This is a genomic window from Clostridium gasigenes (assembly GCF_900104115.1).
In the GTDB taxonomy this organism is placed as follows: Bacteria; Bacillota; Clostridia; order Clostridiales; family Clostridiaceae; genus Clostridium; species Clostridium gasigenes.
Genome location: NZ_FNJM01000019.1, coordinates 1 through 19800, shown reverse-complemented (window position 1 = coordinate 19800; position 19800 = coordinate 1). Strand labels below are relative to the sequence as shown.

Here is a 19800-nt window from a genome sequence, read left to right as displayed (position 1 = left end):
TTATCATTATATTTTTTCACTATATATATATAGATTGGCTATTTAAAAGACTTTGTCCATATTCACATTCATAATAATAAAAATAATAGTGTGTAAATTTATTACACACCACTGTTTAATTCTTACACTGTTTAGGTATTACACTGTAATTCTATTTTCTATAAACATTCTTACAATAAATGCAAGTTCGTTTTCCCCAATATTTACCTTATAAGTAATTTCTATTTTTTTAATATATTGCTTTATAAGGATAAATTCTTTACTATGATTATTTCTATAATCATTTAGGTCTTCAAAATATATTTCACTTCCCCCATTAATTATTCTATCTATTAAGAAGCATAAATGAATAACTATCCCAACTTCAACTTCATGATTAATTTTTATTGCAAGTGCTTCTTCTATTTCTTTAATTGAAATTCTAATAATGGACACTAATTTTTCTCCATTAACATCTTTTATTTGAGAATCTAAAGATATTGCTATTTTAGAAAAGTCTTCTTCATATTCTACTAACGCTTCTAAATAAGTTATTCCATCCCCAGTTAAAATATCTGTCACAGGTATAAATGGAATATCCTCTACTAATAAATTAATAGCACTTACTATAGCAACTACATTACTAGTTTTATTAAGTTTTTCTATTTTGTTAATAAAATCTTCTTTATCTAATATGTTTAATGGCACCACTTCAACTTTAAAGGAGTTACTCATTCTTTGTTTTAACATATCTTTAAGCTTTACAGCTGTTCCTTCCCCTGTAAAGCAAGCTGTAATAATAACATTTTTTTTATTAGTCTGAATTTCCTTAATTCCTTGAATTCCAAACCTTGAAATTTCACTACAGGATTTATATATCTCGTTTAACTCTCTACCATTGAAAGCCTTTCTACCAGCTTCAATTACTAAAAGAGTACTAACCATATCTATTGTTTGTATTTGAATTGTTACTTCTTCCTTTATCATTTCACCAAAATTAGTTAATGACCCCATATCCACTAATAATAGTACACCTTTTCCTTCGTCCATTTCTTTAATTTTATTTTTTGTTGTTTCATACATTTTTTCGGCTTTCATACTTAATGGCATATCTAAAGCTTGTGCACAAGCTTCTCCTATTAAAGAATTTGCTACTTCAACCATACTACTTGCTGTGGAATGTCCATGCATTATTACTAAAACTCCAACTTTACCCTCTTTTTTAATATCATATTCATAAGGTCTCGCTGCTAAAAACATTGTTAAGTAGCCGATTTCATCTAAAGGAACTTGAATATTAAATTTTGAATCTATAAGCTTCGCAACTTCCATTGCTACTAAGAATTCATCTGCATATTGAACCCTTATAAAATTTAATTTTGGATGATATATTTTATTTCCTTGTCTAATTCTATCAATGCTACCTTGAAGATGTAATGCTAATCCAAAATAGACCTTTTCATCAAATTCTCTATTTAATTTTTTACTAGTAAATGTTAATATTTCTTCTACTATTTCTACTATTTCTAATTCTACTATTTTAGATATTTCATCTTTTCTAAATTCACCTGGTAAATCTCTTATATATTTTTTAAAGTAACTTTCAATATCTATATTAATTATTTGGCTTATTTCTTTTTCTTCTAATCCTTTACTTTTAAGTTTTTCTAGCTTTTTCTCTATTATGTCATAAAAGTACTCGCCTTTTGTTACATCTTTTTCAGCCGTACCATTGTATATATCATTCTGATTATCTTTGTAAGAAAATTTAAGAACATCTCCCATATTAGCTAACAGTTCATTAATTTCATCTCTATGATCTTGAATTTTCATTAATCCTTTTTTAACTCTTTGATGAGAATCACCTTGTTCAACTATTATAAAATCTTTTGTTTTTGTTTTATAGTTTAAAAATGCCTTTGCACAAGATAACTGTATGTCACTTTTTAACTGTCCTATATTATTTGGGCAATCGTATAATAAAAATGAAATCAAAGCATTTTTATTAAAGTAAATACTCTTTTCTAACCTTTTTGACTCAGCCTTAATAAATTGCTTTAAAAGATAGTATCTTTCTTTTATACTTCTTTCTGATAAAGAAGGTAAGGTGACACACATTGGAATTCTTCTAGTAAATGTTTTCAATAAAAATGATTTCGGGTCTTCTGTTGTAGCCGCTATAATTTGTGCTTCTACTTTTATTTGTTTATCAGTATCCCCAAGTGGTCTAAAATAACCTTTATCTATATATGTAAACAGCATTTCTTGTCCTTGTGGCGATAGTCTATGTATTTCATCTAAGAATATAATCCCACCATCAGCCTTTTTTAATAAACCTTCTTTATCCGAATCAGCTCCTGTATAAGCGCCTTTTTTAACTCCAAAAATTTGTGCAATAACCAATTGAGGATTATCTGCATAATCTGCACAGTTAAATCTTACAAAGGACGACTCCTTTGGTATTACTCCTGACTCCTTTGAAAACTCATACATTAATTCTGCAAACATTGATTTACCAACCCCTGTTTCGCCTAAAATTAAGGTGTGTAATCCTCTTGGAGGGTAAAGTATAGCTGCTTTTGCTTGTTGAATAGGCACTTGAAGGCTCGTCTCTGAACCTATAAGCATGTCTAAACTATTATCACTACTAATAGTTTTATTACTTTTAATAGTTCTTTCTTCATCCAATATATGAACATCTTTTGATAAATTATATTTATTATCTATCCCCGCTGAATACACCACAGGTCTACCATCTATTTTTCTTACTCTACCGTCTTTATAGAGCTGGTTCAAATATCGAGATACGTTCGCTCTATCTAAATTCATATAATCGCTTAACTCAGCAGCTGTAATTCCTCTAGTTTCTTTTTTTTCTAAATTAATTAACGCTTCATACACTTGACTAATTTTGCTCACAAAGCTACCCCCTTAATTTGAAATCCTCACCCATTTAGTCCTCATATTATTATCTTATTTGTCTAACTATGTTAATTATACAATATATAACTATATTTATACTACTACTTACTTAACTATATTTACAATTCATTTATATTTTCTATAAAAAATAAACACGGTAAAATATTACCGTGCCTATTTTCTATTAATCATATTACTAATCCTTATTATATATTTATTTATCTGATAAAGTTAAATCTACTGTCATTTCTTTTTTATCTCTTATAATTTCTATTTTAACCGTATCTCCAACATTCTTTGTATCCTTTATAGCTTTTAGTTCATCAAATGTTTTTATTCTTTTTCCATCGAATTTTGTAATTAAATCTCTAGGTATTAAACCAGCTTTTTCTGCTGAAGAGTATTCTACAACATTAATTATATATAAACCTTCTTCTAATTCATTTTGTTTTGCAGTATCTTTGTCTACTGCTCTTAGAGTAATTCCTAATTCCATTATTGGTTTTGATAAAGCTTCTATCCGTCCTCTTACTTCATTAATAGGAATTGCGAATCCCATACCTTCTACCTTCAAATCTTTCCCATCAATTTTTCTAGCATTAATTCCAATTACTTGCCCTTTATTATTTACTAAGGGTCCTCCACTATTACCTGGATTTATAGGAGTATCTGTTTGAATAAAGTTTGAGTTAACTCCTTGGCTTGTTTGTACAGTTCTATTTACAGCACTAACTATTCCCTTAGTTACAGTTTGTGAAAATTCTTTAGATAATGGTGTTCCTATTGCTATAAGCTCTTCTCCTGGCTTAAGCGCTTCAGAATCCCCTAGTTCAACTACCGCTGGCACCTTTATTTCATCTATTATTTTTAACATCGCTACATCTTGATTTTTATCATAATTTATAACCTTTGCTTTAACTTCTCTCTTATCACTTAATGTTACTGTAACATCTTTTGAACCTTCAATAACGTGATAGTTTGTTAAAATGTAACCTTCTTCGCTTATTATAAACCCTGAACCTATTCCTTCAACTTCTTCAGTTGGTAAAAACCCACCATATTCCTTAATGCTTTTACTTGACACAACTACAACAGCTGGGGCAACTCTTTCAAAAGCTTCTGTTGGAGTAAGCACTGTAGTATCTATATCGAAAGTTGTTGGTCCATTATTTATATTTTTTATATTACTTTGCAATATATTTTTCTTAAATAATATATAAGTAGCTGTGCTCCCAACTATCCCACTTAAAAGTGAGCATGATATTATAAGCGCTATTATTTTAAATCCACCACGATTTTTCTTCACTCTAGTCTTTTTATTCTTCTTTGATTTTTCCTCACTGCTAATTTCTTCTTCGATTCTACTAGAATTTTCATATTCCATATTAATTTCTCTATTATCATATACCTCTTCTGATTTTATATTATCTAAATATCGGCTATCATTTTTCTCTGTATCTACATGTTGAAAATCATCAACATCATATATCTCTTTATTATCATCCATTAACTAAATCCTCCTTGTATGTCTTTCTATATTTATACTATACCCCTTTTCTGTGACAATTATATGACATACCTATAATCAATATGTTTTAAAATGAAGTATCTTATTCTAAAACATAAAAATAACTCCTTAGTTAAATTAACTAAGGCGTTATCTTATATTCAATTTATAGTTTTAATCCTATGTTATTAGCACTAATTTTTTTATTTTTTCTCTCAATATCATTTACTTCTTTTATAACATCTCTAATTCCTATAAGAGTAGCCTCTTCATCTTCTAAAGAAATAAAATTACTGATACATGTTGTTTTATGTATTTTAGTTAACCCTTCACTCCCTAGATTTTTCAGACCTTCTTGTCCATCTTTAGCTATTAAATAATATGGTTTCCCCTCAAACACTCCTGGATTTTGACTATTACTGTCTCCTTCCATAAGTGATCTTAGCTCATTATCCACAGCACTTGTATAATTCGCCTTTGTCCTTTGCACATTAAATTCCTCTAATTGACTTTCTTTAAGTTTATCTTCAAATCCTTCTAATTTCACATCTAACTTAATTGCATCTAATAAGGATGTAAACCCTATATGAGATCCTATGTCTTCTATTTTTCTTCTTATTTTATGTATTCTATTTGATTTAACATATTCTTCACTTTTTATTTCTTCTTCTACTATTGGGTTTATTAAAACTGACCCTACAATTGTTTCAGGAAAAAGTTTTGCAAAATTAGTTAAAACTAAACTTCCATATTCTTCACCTACAAGAATATACGGCTCTGGTGCCCCTGCTTTTCTTAATAATATTTTAAGATCCTTAGCTTGTTCTTCTGGAGTAATTTTACTACCCGAATCACTATACCCATATCCTCTTCTATTATAAACAAAAGTGCTAACATCAGCATTTGACTTATTAAGTTCCTTAGTTATATTTGTCCACTGGTTTAAGTTTCCACCTAAATTTCCATCAAAAATTACAGTGTACTTCCCATCCCCTTTCAAAATATAATCTAATCTTTTGTCATTTACTCTTGTATAATCTACTTTTGACTTAAGAGTTTCCCTTGCTACAAAATCACTTGTTTTCTGATAAATTAACCCGATTAATATTAAAGCCGTAATAAAAATCAAAACATATTTGACTATTTCCTTTGGCTTTAATTTTCTTCTCATATTAACTTTATACACTCCATTTGAATGTGGTAAAAGCTTCATAAACATCCTCCCATACCCTATAATTATAATTTTAAATTTGGTTTAGCATTTAAGTCTAAACTACTTGTTTTATTACTAATAAAATTAAAGTATGCAGCACTTCCTATCATAGCTGCGTTATCTGTACATAATATTGGTGATGGGAATAATACTTCTATTCCATTTTTTTTAGCTACTTCTGTTAATTTAAATCTCAGTGCTGAATTTGAAGCTACTCCTCCTGCTATAGCAATTTTATTAACATCTTTCTTTTTACAAGCTTTAAGTGCATTTTCTATTAATACATCTACAACTGCCTTTTGGAAAGATGCTGCTACATCCGCTTTATTAACTTCAATATTTTGCATTTTATTCTTATTCAAGTAATTTAAAACTGATGATTTAACACCACTAAATGAAAAATCTAATGTATCTTCATGGAAATTAGCCTTTGGAAACTTTATTGCATCTGGATTTCCTTCTTTTGATAGTTTATCAATTTTAGGACCGCCTGGATATCCTAGCCCTAAAGCTCTTGCAACTTTATCGTAAGCTTCTCCTGCTGCATCATCTCTTGTTTCTCCAATTACTTCATATTCTCCATAATTTTTAACATGTACTATAAATGTATGCCCACCAGATACTACTAATGACACAAACGGTGGTTTTAAATCTTTATGCTCTATATAATTAGCACTTATATGTCCCTCTATATGATTTACGCCTATTAATGGTTTCTTAGTTGAAAAAGCTAATCCTTTTGCATATTGTAATCCAACTAATAGAGCTCCAACAAGACCTGGCCCATAGGTTACCCCTATAGCGTCAATGTCTTTTAATGTAACTTTTGCTTCTTCTAAAGCTTCCATTACAACTTTATTTATAACTTCTATATGCATTCGTGATGCTACTTCTGGAACAACACCGCCATATTTTTCATGTGTAGATATTTGAGAAGCTATTATATTTGATAAAACTTCTCTTCCATTTTCTATTACTGCTGCTGATGTTTCATCACAACTTGATTCTATTGACAAAATTAAATTTTTCTTCATATTTTTATACCCCTGCTTTTCAATAAATAATTCCATATAAAATATACCAATCTATTTATCAGTTATTTTTTTATATGATTAAACCTTTATTATCAAAAGTATTATACTCTACTTACATTACATTTTCAATTTTTATAGCTTGTTAAAGTAAATTTACTAATGTATATTAAAAATAATAATTCCTATCTCCATATTCTATTAAATATTATATACTTTTTTAAAAAAATATTCATTATTTGTTATTAGAATTTTTGGATTATTTAGGATAATGAAAGGAGATTAATAAATGTTACCCTATGCTAAAGTTATTGTTTTAGGCTCACCTATATCAAAATCAAATTTCAAATTACATAATAAAAATGGAAGAGCTATTCTTCCTTCTAATACAGGTCAGGCGCATGATAAATATGCACTATACGAAGAAGAAATTGCTTATTATGCCCGAAGTCAAAATCCTAATATAATTTTAGATGAATCTTTAATTGCCATTCTTAAAGTTTATTATAAAAGCGATAAACGTCATCCTGATACTGCTAACATTACAAAAAGTATTTTTGATGGCATTGAAAAAAGCGGATTAATAGTTAACGATGCTCAAATACGAAGAATAATTACAGAAGAGTTTTATGATAAGGAAAACCCCCGCTTTGAATTAGAATTTTACGGAGAAAGTCAATTCGAACTTTCTTATACAATAAAAAAAGTAGAAATTCCTATTGAAAAATTATTATATAAACCTATAACTACTGGAAAAGTTGGACAAAATATAAATACCCCTGCTAAAACTACAGCTAATAGTAATAAAATAGTTTGTGAATTTTGCAGGAAATCCATAAAAGAAATTGATCCTATAAAAGCTAATGGTGGAAAAACCCTTATATGCAGATCTTGCTTTACTAAACTATTTTAAAGGAGACTTAAAATTATGGAAAATGATTTATTTATTCTTATAGGTGATAGCTTAACCTTTGGTTATGGTATTTCTAAAAATGAAAATTGGGTTTATAAACTTCAACAATCACTTAATTACAATTTAATTAATAAAGGTGTTAATGGGAATACTACTATAGACATGCTTATTAGATTTTCAGAAGATGTTATAGCTAATAATCCCACCTTAATATTTATTATGGGTGGAACTAACGATTTATTATCTAATAAATCATTAAGTTCAATTATCAAAAACATTGAACTTATGATAAAAGAATCACTTTCAATAAATTCTAAAGTTATACTTGGAATTCCACCTACTATAATAGGATCAGATGCTTATAAACTTTTTTCACCATCATCTACCTATGATTATTGTGAAAATGAATTATCAAAACTTAGAGAGGAACTTATAAAGTTAAGTAACAAATATAATTTGCAATATTGGGATTTTTATAACCTTACCTTAGAAAATATGTATACCGATATATTTAATGATGGTATTCATTTAAATATAAAAGGACAAAATTTATTATTTAATTACGCTAGTAATACTTTAACCCATAACCACCCTTAACCTTTTAATATAAATTATATACTTTGAATCATATTCTAAAATAACTAGTCAGGGGCTGCTCTATTTTGCGCTATATCCAGCACCCTAACCCTTACTAACAATTTTTCTGAGCTGGTTAGTTTCTTGACCTAGTTCAGAATATTTGGCTTATTATTTTCTTTCATGTCACTAGATAATATATTTATTTAAATAATCTGCAACTATTGCACCTACCTTGCACCCTTCTTCTCCACTAAATCCTATTCCTGCCTCTCCATTTAATACAGTTCCACAAGCATATATTCCTTTAATTGATGTTTCATACTCATTTGTAAGTAATTGTATCTTCTCATCATCAAGCCTAATCTTAGATTTTCTTAGAAAATCAACTTCCGGAAAATATCCAACACTTAATACTAACGAATCACAATCTATTTTTATAATACTTTCATCCTCATCACTCTGTATCCCAACTGCCTCTACTCTTTCATTTCCTAAAATTTCAACAACATATGATTTATTTATTATAGGTATATTAAACCCTTCCACTATATCTAATTCCTCTTCGGTTATAAATCCATTTGGTGAGTTGTCTATTATTGCTTTAATTTTTGCACCTTCTATTATTAATCTTCTAGCTAATATTAATGCCCACTTACTTTTTCCTAAAATAACAACTTCTTTGCCTGGTAAATATCCTTCTAAGTTAACAAGCCTATGAGCTGAGCCTATAGTAAAAATACCTGTATGCTTATGAATTGGAACTATAATGTTTCCTGTGTATCTATCTCTACATCCACTTGCCACTATTATTGTAGTTCCACTTATTTCTGTTATTCCATCTTTAGGATTAACATAAGAAATAACTCTCCCCTTTGTTATTTCTAATACTTGAGTTTCAACTTTTATTTTCCCACCTAAAAATTTATATTCCCTAATTAAAAAACTTGAAAGTTCCGGTCCTGTTACTTCTTCACCTAAATAATACGCTCCAAACCCCTTATGTATAAAAACATTTAAGTTTCCACCTAAATAATTATTTCTTTCTACTATTAAGACATTTTTAATTCCTCTCTTTAAAGCCTCAACCCCTGCAGTCAGACCTGATGCTCCCCCTCCAATTATAACTAAATCATAATTAACCATTACGCTACCTCCATAAAGGGAATTTCAAAAAAATAGCCAGTAATATTCTTGTTATTTTCTTTCAGCTCCCAAACTTAAATATCTTATATCTTATTTTTATATCTCTTATTCTCTTATCCACCAATTATAAAATCTAATAATTCTTCTTATATATTAACTATAAAGCATTATAAAATAAATAACTAGTCAAAGATTCTTATGATTTTTTGAACTTAAAAAGACAACTACATAAAAATATCTATTAATTTCTAATTTTTATTTTGTCTTACAGTATATACAAAAAACATATAAATTCTTAATAGTTTACTATTTGTATTCTAGACATAATTATAATATAATCTATATATTATAATTATTTAGGTTCTTTCGAAAAAATATAACTACTTATTATTTAATTTGTTATATTTTTTTATTATGCTTAAAACATATTCAAAAAATAACTAGTAAATATGCTAGTATATTAATTATATTTAAGAGGTGAATTTATGGACAAACTATTCATTAATATAAAATCATTTTTCAAAAATAAAATAGGGATTGAAGGATTTGCTAGATTTATATTATTTATAATTCCATTAATAGCAATCGTACTTAAGAGTATCTTATTTCAAGGTTTCTTAACAAGTGAAAATCCTTATGATTTTGACTTTAACAAAGGATATTCAACTGCAAAAAGCTTTTTAATGTATTATTACGCTTTTACGCTTTTTATTTTAAGCTTCGCATTATTATTTAAAGGAAAAGGTAGAATTATTTACTTATTTGCTACCGATTTCTTTATAACAGTTCTAATAATAGCTGATTTAGGATACTTTAGAGGTTTCTTAACACTACCATCTGCTCTTCTCCTAACACAGACATCAAATATGGATAATATGGGTGCAACAATCCTATCTATGTTTAGTAAATATGATGTACTATTTTTTATTGATTTTATTATTATGGGACTTTTCCTATTCTTCAATAAAAAATTAATAACAAAGGTTAAAAGAAGAGCCCCTATTAGTTTTGTTATTTCTATTATTATAACAGTTCTTTATGTAGGATATGTTCCTTTTAATTTATATATCTTACATAATGAAGAAGTTGAAAATGCTTGGATATTTTCTAATTATGACCCTACTAACACAGCTAAATTCTTTTCTCCAGTAGGATATCATGCTTTTGACTTATATACAGTTTATAGAGATTCTAAGCCTTATGAATTAACTAAAGAGGAACAATTAGAAATTGATAATTTCTTTAAAAACAAACAAGAAAATTTACCTGATAATAAATACGCAGGTATGTTTAAAGATAAAAATTTAATAGTTATTCAAGTAGAATCATTAGAAAGCTTTATTATTGGAAAAGAAGTTAATAATCAAAAATTAACTCCTGTAATGGATAATTTAATAAATACAGGCTTATACTTCCCTAATATATATGAACAAGTAAACGAAGGTACAAGTTCTGATTGCGATTTAATGGTAAATACATCAATGTTGCCTTTAAGACGGGGTAGTACCTTCTTTAGGTATCCAAACACAACTTATAATTCACTTCCTTTATTATTAAAAGATACTGGCTATGAAACCGCTGCTATCCATTCCGATAAAGGATCCTTTTGGAACTACGTTGGTGGTTTAACAGGTATAGGCTTCGAAAACTTTCTTGATTATTTTTCATTTAATATGGATGAGGAAATAGGAATGGGTTTAAGTGATGAAAGTTACTTTAAACAACTGATTCCTAAACTAAAAGACATGAAAGATCCTTTCTATTCATTTACAGTTACATTAACAAGCCACGGACCATTTGATTTACCTGATGAATATAGGAAATTAGGTCTTGATACTGAACTTGCTAATAATGAAATGGGTGGCTACTTTGAAAGCATTAAATATACAGATGCTGCAATTGGTAATTTCTTAAAATCACTTGATTCAGAAGGATTACTTGATAATACTGTAGTAGTTATTGAAGGTGATCATACTGGAGTTCATAAATATTATAACAATAGTATAGACAAATTAAGTAACCCTGAAGAATGGTATAAAGATACTGGACATCCTACTGTTCCATTTATAATATGGAATAAAGATATTGAAGCTCCAAAAACCTTTGATACAATTGGTGGACAAATAGATATTATGCCAACTCTTTTATATGCAATGGGCGTTCCATCAGAAAAATATTCCCATACTGCACTTGGAAGAAATCTACTTAATACAAATAAATCTTTCTCGGTTTTAACTAATAATACACTAGTTGAAGAGGGTTTATCCGAAGAAGAAAAGGAAATGCATCTAAATATTTTAGATCTTTCAGACAAAATGATAAGAAGTAATTACTTAGCTAAATAGTTAAAAGGTGTGTCTAAATTTTAGACACACCTTTTCTTTAGGCATTTTCAACTAATAATTATTAAAGATTCTAACTATTATCAGTTTATTTACCAGCTACTGATAATTCATTTACTATAACAGATGGACTTCCAACGCTACTCATTGGGAACTTCAAATCTGTTCCTATTCTATTTATATCTTTTAATAGCTTAAAGAAATTTCCTGCAACTGTTATTTGTTCTACTGGGAATGTCTTTTTTCCATCCTTTATATAGAAACCTTTGGCTGCTAATGAAAAATCTCCTGTTATTGAATTTGCGCCCGAATGCAGGCCTGCAAAATCTGTAATAATTAACCCTTCCCCAACCTCTTCTAATAGTTCATCAAAAGTTTTATCTCCAGGTTCTATATAAAAGTTTGTTGGTGAAACTCCAACTGGTGATGCATAAGATGCCTTAAATCCATTCCCTGTTGTAGTTTTATTTTCTTTATTTGCAGTTTTTAAATTATGAATTAATGTATTTAAAACTCCGCACTTAATTAATTCTGTTTTAGAAGTTGCAACCCCTTCATCATCAAATGATACTGAACCTAATCCTTTATATAAATGAGGATCGTCAACTAATGTAACTATGCTACTAGCTATTACTTCCCCCTCCTTATCCTTAAGTAAACTAAGTCCCTTTTGCGTTGCATCTGCACTAAATATACCTGCATAAGTAGATAACATCGAAACCATAGCTTCATTGTTTATTACAACTTTATAAATTCCAGAAGGTATTGATTTTGCCCCTATTTTTGATAAAGCTTCCTTAACTCCATCCTCTGCTATTTTTTTAGGATTTACTTCATTTAAAGAGGTAGCAACTGCATATCCCATACCATCATGCATGTTTTCTCCATCCTTTATTATTGGACATACATATGCAGTTAATAAATTAGATTTATTTTCTAAATTTAATCCCTTTGAATTTATTATTCCATACTTTGAATTACTATATCCAATACCACATGCACTAAAGTTGTGTACCTTATCACTTAATAATTTACACTCCTTTTCCATTTGCATTCCCAGTTCTATTAATTTTTCCGGGTTAATATTTTCTAATTCAGTATAATAGGATTCTATTTCTTTATAGTCCTTATCCCCTTCATATATAAATTGAATATCATTATTTTCAATTGCAAGTGCACTTTCTTTAGCATTTCTTATCATCATATCTATTGCATCTTTATCTAAAATTTGTGTATATGAATACCCTATTTTATTTCCTATTTTTCCTCTAAATGATAATCCATAGGAATTAGTTAACTTATATTTATCAACTTCTTCTTTATATATATTTATACTTAAACTTTCACTATCAGTGTAATATACTTCATACTCTTCGAACCCTACTTTTTTAGCTTCTTTAAATAACACGTCTATAAAAATCTTGAATTCCATATCTATACCTACCTTCCACCTACAGTGATTTCTTTTACTCTAATTAAAGGTTGCCCTACATCTGTTGGTATACTTCCTGATGAAGAACCACACATTCCTTGACCACGGCTTAAGTTGTTTCCAACCATATCTATATTCATAAGAATATCACTACCTTTACCAATAAGACTAGCTCCTCTAACAGGCTTCTGAATAACTCCATTCTTAACTATATATCCTTCTGATACTGAAAAATTAAATTCACCTGTTACTGGGTTAACTGAACCTCCACCCATTTTCTTTGCATATAATCCATCTGAAATTGATTTTATAATATCCTCTGTGCTATCAGTTCCATTCTCAATATAAGTATTAGTCATTCTTGAAGTTGGGGCAAATTTATAGTTTTGTCTTCTACCACTACCAGTTGACTCTTCTCCCATTCTTCTACCGTTTAATTTATCTATCATATATGATTTTAATATACCATTTTCTATTAGTATGTTTTTCCTTGTTTTATTTCCTTCATCATCAATATTAGTTGAACCCCAAGCATTTGCTATTGTACCGTCATCAATAGCAGTTACCTTAGTTGATGCTATTTGTTTTCCAATCATATCAGTAAATACTGAATTCCCCTTTGCAACAGCTGTAGCTTCTAAGGAGTGTCCACAAGCTTCATGGAATATAACTCCGCCAAACCCATTGTCTATTGCAACTGTCATTCTTCCAGCAGGGCAATTATCTGCATGTAACATAGTATGTGCTACTCTTGAGGCTTCTCTTCCATGGTATTCTGGATCTATTTCATTAAATATTTCAAATCCCATACTTCTTCCTGGTCCTTCCGTACCAGTTTGGTTTTCTCCATTAAATGAAGCTACTGAACTTATATATAATCTAGTTCTAACTCTTTTATCTTCTGTATATAGACCTTCTGAATTTGCAATTAATACATTTTGCTCTTTATCAGAATAACCTACTGATACTTGAGTGATTTCGCTATTGTAATTTTTAGCCCCATTATAGGCTACTTTCATTACACTAATTTTCTTATTAATCCCAATAGTTGATGGAAGATATATTATAGGATTATTATTTATAACTATAGTGCTATTTAATATAATTTTGCCCTCTTCCCCTATTTCACCTAAAGCTAATGCCGCTTTTTGAGCAACATCTAAAAGTGAAGTTAAACTATTGTTATTTGTATAAGTATATACACTTTTAAGTCCTTTAAATATTCTTATTCCAACACCATAGCTCCTACCTGAAATAGAATTTTCAACTTTTCCATCAAGTATATTAATTGTAGTATCTATTGTATCCTCTTCAAATATTTCTGCAAAATCTCCTCCTGTTATTAAACATCTTTGTATTACTTTTGAAATAATATCTTTTGATAACATTTAATTCCCTCCTTAATTTGTTATATCTATTCCATCATTGAATACTTTTGCCCATTTTTCTACATACCCACCAGTACTCCATTCTGACATTATTACCTGTTCATTACCTATATTTATATTTGCTAAAGGTGCCCCCTTTAACATTTTATCCTTTATTTCATAAATTGCCAAATTATCTTCAAATAAAATAATTGCTATTCTTTGATTAGGTGATATATATGCATCTCTTATAGAAGGAATATCCCCTTTTAACATCTTCCAAGGTATTATTAAGTTATCATAATTTAACATTTTATTACTGGGTCTTAAATTTAATAAATATTCTTCATTTTCTCCATTTTTATCCACCCTACCTAAACTTCCTACTAACTGCCACTTACCCTCTTTTCTCTTTACAGTAAAATTATTATAATCAATATCAGAAGTATTACTTGGCTTATCTAGTGAAATATCATTTAAAGCCTTTTTATATTCTATTTCATACTTATTATTTATATCCTTAGAATATAGTTCCTCTATTTTTAATCCACTACTAGAATTTATATTATCTATTGGTACAACCTTATAATTAGTGAAAATATTATTGAAGTTTTCACCACTATATTCTTCTATTCCTATATAGTTATTTCCTATAAATGTTATATTTTTAAAAATAGCTTTATTGCTTATAATTTCATAAGTAGATATATTTTTATTATCTACTGAACCTACTTCAAAATACTCTTGATAATGTTTATCTGTTTTTGAAAATTTATTTTCTAAACTCCAAATACCATTAATTCTTGGAAAAATAATATTTTTTTTCTCTACTATAGGCATTAATTTCCCATCTTTAAAAGAAATCCATAAGGTTCTATACTCTTCACTTGTGAATGTTCCATCTACATTTTTTATTCTTGGTGTTTTTAATCCCACCATTACACCTGTTTCACTTTCATAATAATTTATGTCTGCAGTATCCTTAACTTTATCATTTATTATCTTATCATCTGTATTAGGTATAGTATTATTACTAACTTTATATACTTCTATTAAAGATCCCATATATATTATATAGCCCTTATCTTTCTCTGTTAATATAAATTCACTAATCATATTATTATTTGAGATTATTGATATTACATCTCTTTTTTCTTTTTCATCCATAAAATCTTCTATTTTTATATTGGACTCATAAGATAAAATATAATCCTTATCAACTACCTTCAATTTATAACTTGGATTTAAATATACAGTGTCTATAAAATTTATTTTATCATTCGAAAATTCTATTTCCTTACCATTAATACTATCTATATCCTCAAATACATTTATTTCTTTATCAAATACTTTTATGGATTTAATTTTCCATTTACCATATATGTTTAAAGAATTATTAGTTGGTGATTTTATTGCCCTTGTATCTTCGGCAGTTGCTTTACTACATCCTATAGTTACTATTGATAGTATCAATAGTAACATTCCACATACTATTTTTTTCATAATTATTCTACCTCACTTGTTGTTGGAATAATTATTTCAACAACAGTACCTACATCAATTTTACTCTTTATATTAAAAGTTCCTTTATGCAACCTTATAATCTCATCACATATTGATAATCCAATTCCATTTTGTGATTTAGAATTTTTCCCTTTAAAAAATTTTTCTTTTACTTTAGGTAGATCCTCTTCACTTATTCCACATCCAGTATCATTAATAATAAATATTATTTTATTATGTTCTTTACTAACTGTTAAATTTATTTTTCCTAAGGTCTCTGTAAATTTAAAAGAATTATCTAAAATATTAATTAATACTTGTTTAAATCTATCTCTATCTATATATACATTCCCTAAACTATTTAAAATTTTAACTTCAAAAAGTAATCCTTCTCTATTTGCCCTCGGTCCCATATATGTTTCTACATGATTAACAAATAAATCTAAATCTAACTTAGTTCTTCTAAGGGTTATTTCCCCATTAAGAAGTTTTGAAAATCCTAGAAGCTCCTCAACCATAACACTTAATCTATCAGTTTCATTTTCTATTATTTCAAACCCTATTTTTAATGTTTCATTATCTGTAGTTTCATCATTTAAAGTTATCGCCCATCCCTTTATTGCTGTTAAAGGAGTTCTTAACTCATGAGAGACTGATGATATAAATTCATTTTTTAGTTGCTCTCTTTTTTCTAATTCATCTGCCATTAAATTAAAAGTTTCAGCTAATTTACCAACTTCATTATTGTCTTGTATATTACTTCTTATTTTAAGATTTCCACCAGCCATTTTTTCTGCTACTTTAGTTAATGATTTTATAGGATTTATTATGCTATTTGCTATAACTATACTAAGTAATATTCCAATCCCTAAAACTACTATAGAAATACTAAAGAAAAATATTAATATAGTGTTTATAGTTCCATCGATATCTTTTAAGGATGTAATAAATCTTATTACACCTAATACCTCTCCATCTGAAACAAGCGGCTGAGATACTATCATTACTTTATTTTCATAATAGCTAACATTACCTACCCATCTTGCACTTTGCCCTTGTAATGCTTTCCCTATATCATCCGTTTTTAATATATTATCATCTCTAACTCCTATGGAATCCATTATTAAGTCGCCATTCTTATCTAATATTTCAACTTGTGCATTACTTTGACTCCAGAATGAATCTACATTATCATATATATTATCTATAAGTGTTGATGCTGAAAAATGCTTACTATAAAAATTAGCCGAAACTTCTATTTGGCTTTTTAATAATTGCTCAGTATTATCATAGTAATATTTTCTGACAAATACCATTAAAAATACATCTAAAATAACTATAGTTGAAAATATAACAATAAAAAAATCCTTTATTAGCTTAGTTCTAATACTTTTTATTTTAATATTTTTTATTTTAGTATTTTCCACCTATAACCCACCCCCCATATAGTTTCAATATACTTGGGTTCCGATGAATTTTCTTCTATTTTTGCTCTAAGTCTTCTTATATTAACATCTATTAATTTTGAATCACCAAAATAACTATACCCCCAAACCAAGTCTAGTAATTCGTCTCTACTAAATCCCTTATTTGGGTTTTCTATAAATAATTTTATTAATGCATATTCTTTAGGTGTCACATCTATTTCTACATGATTTTTTAATAATTTTTTAGAATATAGATCTATAATAAACGGTCCATTAATAAGTTTATCTTTATTACTATTAACATTACCTACTCTTCTTAATAAAGCTTTTACTCTTAATACTACTTCTATAGGATTAAATGGTTTTAAAATATAATCATCAGCACCATATTCAAGCCCCATTATTTTATCCATATCCTGCCCCTTAGCAGTTAACATTATTATTCCCATTTCTGGATACTCAAGTCGTAACTTTTCACAAACTTGAAATCCATCAATTCCTGGCAACATAACATCTAATATAGCTATACTAGGTTTTTCTTTAATAGCTTTTTCTATTCCTTCTTCACCAGTTCCTGCTTCAATTACCTCAAATTCATTTCTTATTAAATTTATTTTTAAAAATCCTCTTATACTAACTTCATCTTCAACCAATAAAATCTTAGTCATTTAAAAATCTCCACCTCACTCATTTACTTATATTTTTTGCTTATATCTTACTCTATTATAAATTATACCCTAATATATTCTTTTGCTTTTATATTAACTATACTTTATTTATTATTTTTTTGAAAATGCTTGAAACTTAGCATCACCTGATATTAAAATAGAGACGCATAAAATGCGTCTCTATTATTTTAATGTCTTAAATTCAAATCCTTGTGATTTTAAATAATTTATTGCACTTTGTAGATATTCTACAGTATTCTTTTTCTCATCAGTATCATGCATTAATACTATTAACGTATCATAATCTGACATAGTTTTCTTTAAAGTTTCTAATAATTCCTGTGGATTTTTTGGTTTACCTTCAGCATCTCCATTAAGTGAATTCCAATCTGTTTGATAATATCCTTTTGCTTTTAAAGCTTCGTTAAGGGGTGTAACCCCATACCATGTCCCATATCCACCCGGCATTCTAAGTACTCTTGTATTAAAATCCCGTCCTAAAATACCTCTTAAAAGCTGTAAATTCATATCCATATCATTCATAAATGCTTTTACATCTATAACACCATTTGGATATAAAATTTTATACTTATGTGAATATCCATGATTTGCTATGGCATGTCCGCTTTTTGCCATATGCTTTAATATTTTTGGAGCTTTATGATTACTTTTAATTGAACTACCAAGAACAAAAAATGTAGCTTTAACACTATTCCTATCAAGTATATCTAATATTTGAGTAGTTACTTCTGTAGATGGCCCATCATCAAATGTTAAATAAACAATTTTCTTTCCATCTTTTCTATTGAAATTCCATTTATACATAGTTTCTGGTAATACTATTGATGCATCATCTGCATTAATATCCTTTTCCAATGGTAAATATCCTGAATTATCTAAAACTACTTCTTTTGAGATTGCTTCTGTTGTATTTTTATTCTCAGTTTCTATAGTTTCTGCATTCGCATCAACTATATTGGCTTTTAATCCACCTGAAAACATTGTTACTCCTGCTAAAGAAACAATTATTAATACTATTAATAATATGAATATTTTTTTATCTCTTATAATACTTTTACTATGCTTTCCACTATTTCTCATTTTTACCCCTACTTCTCTCATACTATTTTATTTCTTATACTATTTTATATTAAACATCTTAATATAATTATATATGCCTATTCTTTTTAAATGATTACAAATATAATACTAAATACTACAAATAAGTTACATTTTGAATTTAATATACCATATTTATGTAAATTTTAACATATATTTTTATAATAATCTTTATATAAATTTTAATATATTTTTTTGCAAAAAAAAAGACAAGAATTTAATTCTTATCTATATTATCTATATTATCTATAGTAATAAAATGGCTCCGCGAAGAGGATTTGAACCTCCAACCTATCGGTTAACAGCCGAGTGCTCCACCGTTGAGCTATCGCGGAATATTATAATACAGAGAATGTTCTCTGAAAATTGCACATGAATTATTGTAAATTGGTCAAGCCCTCGACCTATTAGTATCAGTCAGCTAAATATGTTGCCATACTTACACCTCTGACCTATCAACCTCGTGTTCTTCAAGGGGTCTTACTAGCTTATGCTATGGGAAATCTCATCTTGAGGGAGGCTTCACGCTTAGATGCTTTCAGCGTTTATCCCGTCCCGACTTAGCTACCCAGCGATGCTCCTGGCGGAACAACTGGTGCACCATAGGTCGGTCCATCCCGGTCCTCTCGTACTAAGGACAGCTCCTCTCAAATTT

Annotated in this window: 14 protein-coding genes, 1 tRNA gene, 1 rRNA gene and 1 pseudogene; 3 read left to right on the top strand and 14 right to left on the bottom strand. The window is 28.3% G+C overall.

Annotated features, from left to right (window positions below):
• Positions 1-138 precede the first annotated feature (138 nt).
• The 4 genes from BLS77_RS17900 to tsaD all read right to left on the bottom strand — a co-directional run bounded on the left by BLS77_RS17900 (position 139) and on the right by tsaD (position 6655).
• Complete coding sequence (locus tag BLS77_RS17900) at positions 139-2898, bottom strand: sigma-54-dependent transcriptional regulator (RefSeq protein ID WP_089973174.1); 2760 nt, start codon at positions 2896-2898, stop codon at positions 139-141.
• Positions 2899-3115: 217 nt separating this feature from the next.
• Positions 3116-4408, bottom strand: coding sequence for a S1C family serine protease (locus tag BLS77_RS17895; protein ID WP_089973169.1), 1293 nt, complete (start codon positions 4406-4408; stop codon positions 3116-3118).
• A 166-nt stretch (positions 4409-4574) separates the two neighbouring features.
• On the bottom strand, positions 4575-5621 hold the full coding sequence (locus tag BLS77_RS17890) for an alpha/beta fold hydrolase (protein WP_089973165.1): 1047 nt from the start codon (positions 5619-5621) through the stop codon (positions 4575-4577).
• Positions 5622-5644: 23 nt separating this feature from the next.
• A complete protein-coding gene (tsaD, locus tag BLS77_RS17885; protein ID WP_089973161.1) occupies positions 5645-6655 on the bottom strand; it encodes a tRNA (adenosine(37)-N6)-threonylcarbamoyltransferase complex transferase subunit TsaD in 1011 nt (336 codons plus the stop codon).
• A 286-nt stretch (positions 6656-6941) separates the two neighbouring features.
• Here tsaD and BLS77_RS17880 point away from each other — a divergent pair, with 286 nt between their 5' ends.
• Both BLS77_RS17880 and BLS77_RS17875 read left to right on the top strand, forming a co-directional pair.
• Positions 6942-7565 carry a RusA family crossover junction endodeoxyribonuclease gene (locus BLS77_RS17880; RefSeq protein WP_089973157.1) on the top strand — a complete coding sequence of 208 codons (624 nt, stop codon included), beginning with the start codon at positions 6942-6944 and terminating at the stop codon, positions 7563-7565.
• A 15-nt stretch (positions 7566-7580) separates the two neighbouring features.
• Positions 7581-8162, top strand: a complete 582-nt coding sequence (locus tag BLS77_RS17875; RefSeq protein WP_089973154.1) for a GDSL-type esterase/lipase family protein — start codon at positions 7581-7583, stop codon at positions 8160-8162.
• Positions 8163-8330: 168 nt separating this feature from the next.
• On the opposite strand, the gene BLS77_RS17870 is transcribed toward BLS77_RS17875, so the two are convergent.
• Positions 8331-9287, bottom strand: a complete 957-nt coding sequence (locus BLS77_RS17870) for an NAD(P)/FAD-dependent oxidoreductase (RefSeq protein WP_089973150.1) — start codon at positions 9285-9287, stop codon at positions 8331-8333.
• Positions 9288-9772: 485 nt separating this feature from the next.
• Here BLS77_RS17870 and BLS77_RS17865 point away from each other — a divergent pair, with 485 nt between their 5' ends.
• Positions 9773-11632 (top strand): LTA synthase family protein, encoded by a 1860-nt coding sequence (locus BLS77_RS17865; protein ID WP_089973147.1) that lies wholly within the window; start codon positions 9773-9775, stop codon positions 11630-11632.
• An 85-nt stretch (positions 11633-11717) separates the two neighbouring features.
• On the opposite strand, the gene BLS77_RS17860 is transcribed toward BLS77_RS17865, so the two are convergent.
• The 9 genes and pseudogenes from BLS77_RS17860 to BLS77_RS17825 form a co-directional block, all read right to left on the bottom strand.
• Positions 11718-12677 (bottom strand): TldD/PmbA family protein, encoded by a 960-nt coding sequence (locus BLS77_RS17860; RefSeq protein WP_423231046.1) that lies wholly within the window; start codon positions 12675-12677, stop codon positions 11718-11720.
• Positions 12678-12815: 138 nt separating this feature from the next.
• Positions 12816-13061 (bottom strand): annotated as a pseudogene (locus BLS77_RS20830) (PmbA/TldA family metallopeptidase); the annotation flags it as partial.
• Between the two features lie 8 nt (positions 13062-13069).
• On the bottom strand, positions 13070-14449 hold the full coding sequence (locus BLS77_RS17855; RefSeq protein WP_089973139.1) for a TldD/PmbA family protein: 1380 nt from the start codon (positions 14447-14449) through the stop codon (positions 13070-13072).
• 12 nt (positions 14450-14461) lie between these two features.
• The gene (locus BLS77_RS17850; protein ID WP_089973135.1) at positions 14462-15931 is read right to left on the bottom strand and encodes a hypothetical protein; all 1470 of its coding nucleotides are present in this window, start codon (positions 15929-15931) and stop codon (positions 14462-14464) included.
• A gap of 2 nt (positions 15932-15933) precedes the next feature.
• A complete protein-coding gene (locus BLS77_RS17845; RefSeq protein ID WP_089973280.1) occupies positions 15934-17328 on the bottom strand; it encodes a sensor histidine kinase in 1395 nt (464 codons plus the stop codon).
• An 11-nt stretch (positions 17329-17339) separates the two neighbouring features.
• On the bottom strand, positions 17340-18026 hold the full coding sequence (locus tag BLS77_RS17840) for a response regulator transcription factor (RefSeq protein ID WP_089973132.1): 687 nt from the start codon (positions 18024-18026) through the stop codon (positions 17340-17342).
• Between the two features lie 183 nt (positions 18027-18209).
• Entirely contained in the window at positions 18210-19127 is a 918-nt protein-coding gene (locus tag BLS77_RS17835; RefSeq protein ID WP_089973129.1) for a polysaccharide deacetylase family protein, read from the bottom strand.
• Positions 19128-19405: 278 nt separating this feature from the next.
• A tRNA-Asn gene (locus BLS77_RS17830) sits at positions 19406-19480 on the bottom strand.
• Between the two features lie 52 nt (positions 19481-19532).
• A 23S ribosomal RNA gene (locus BLS77_RS17825) occupies positions 19533-19800 on the bottom strand; the annotation flags it as partial.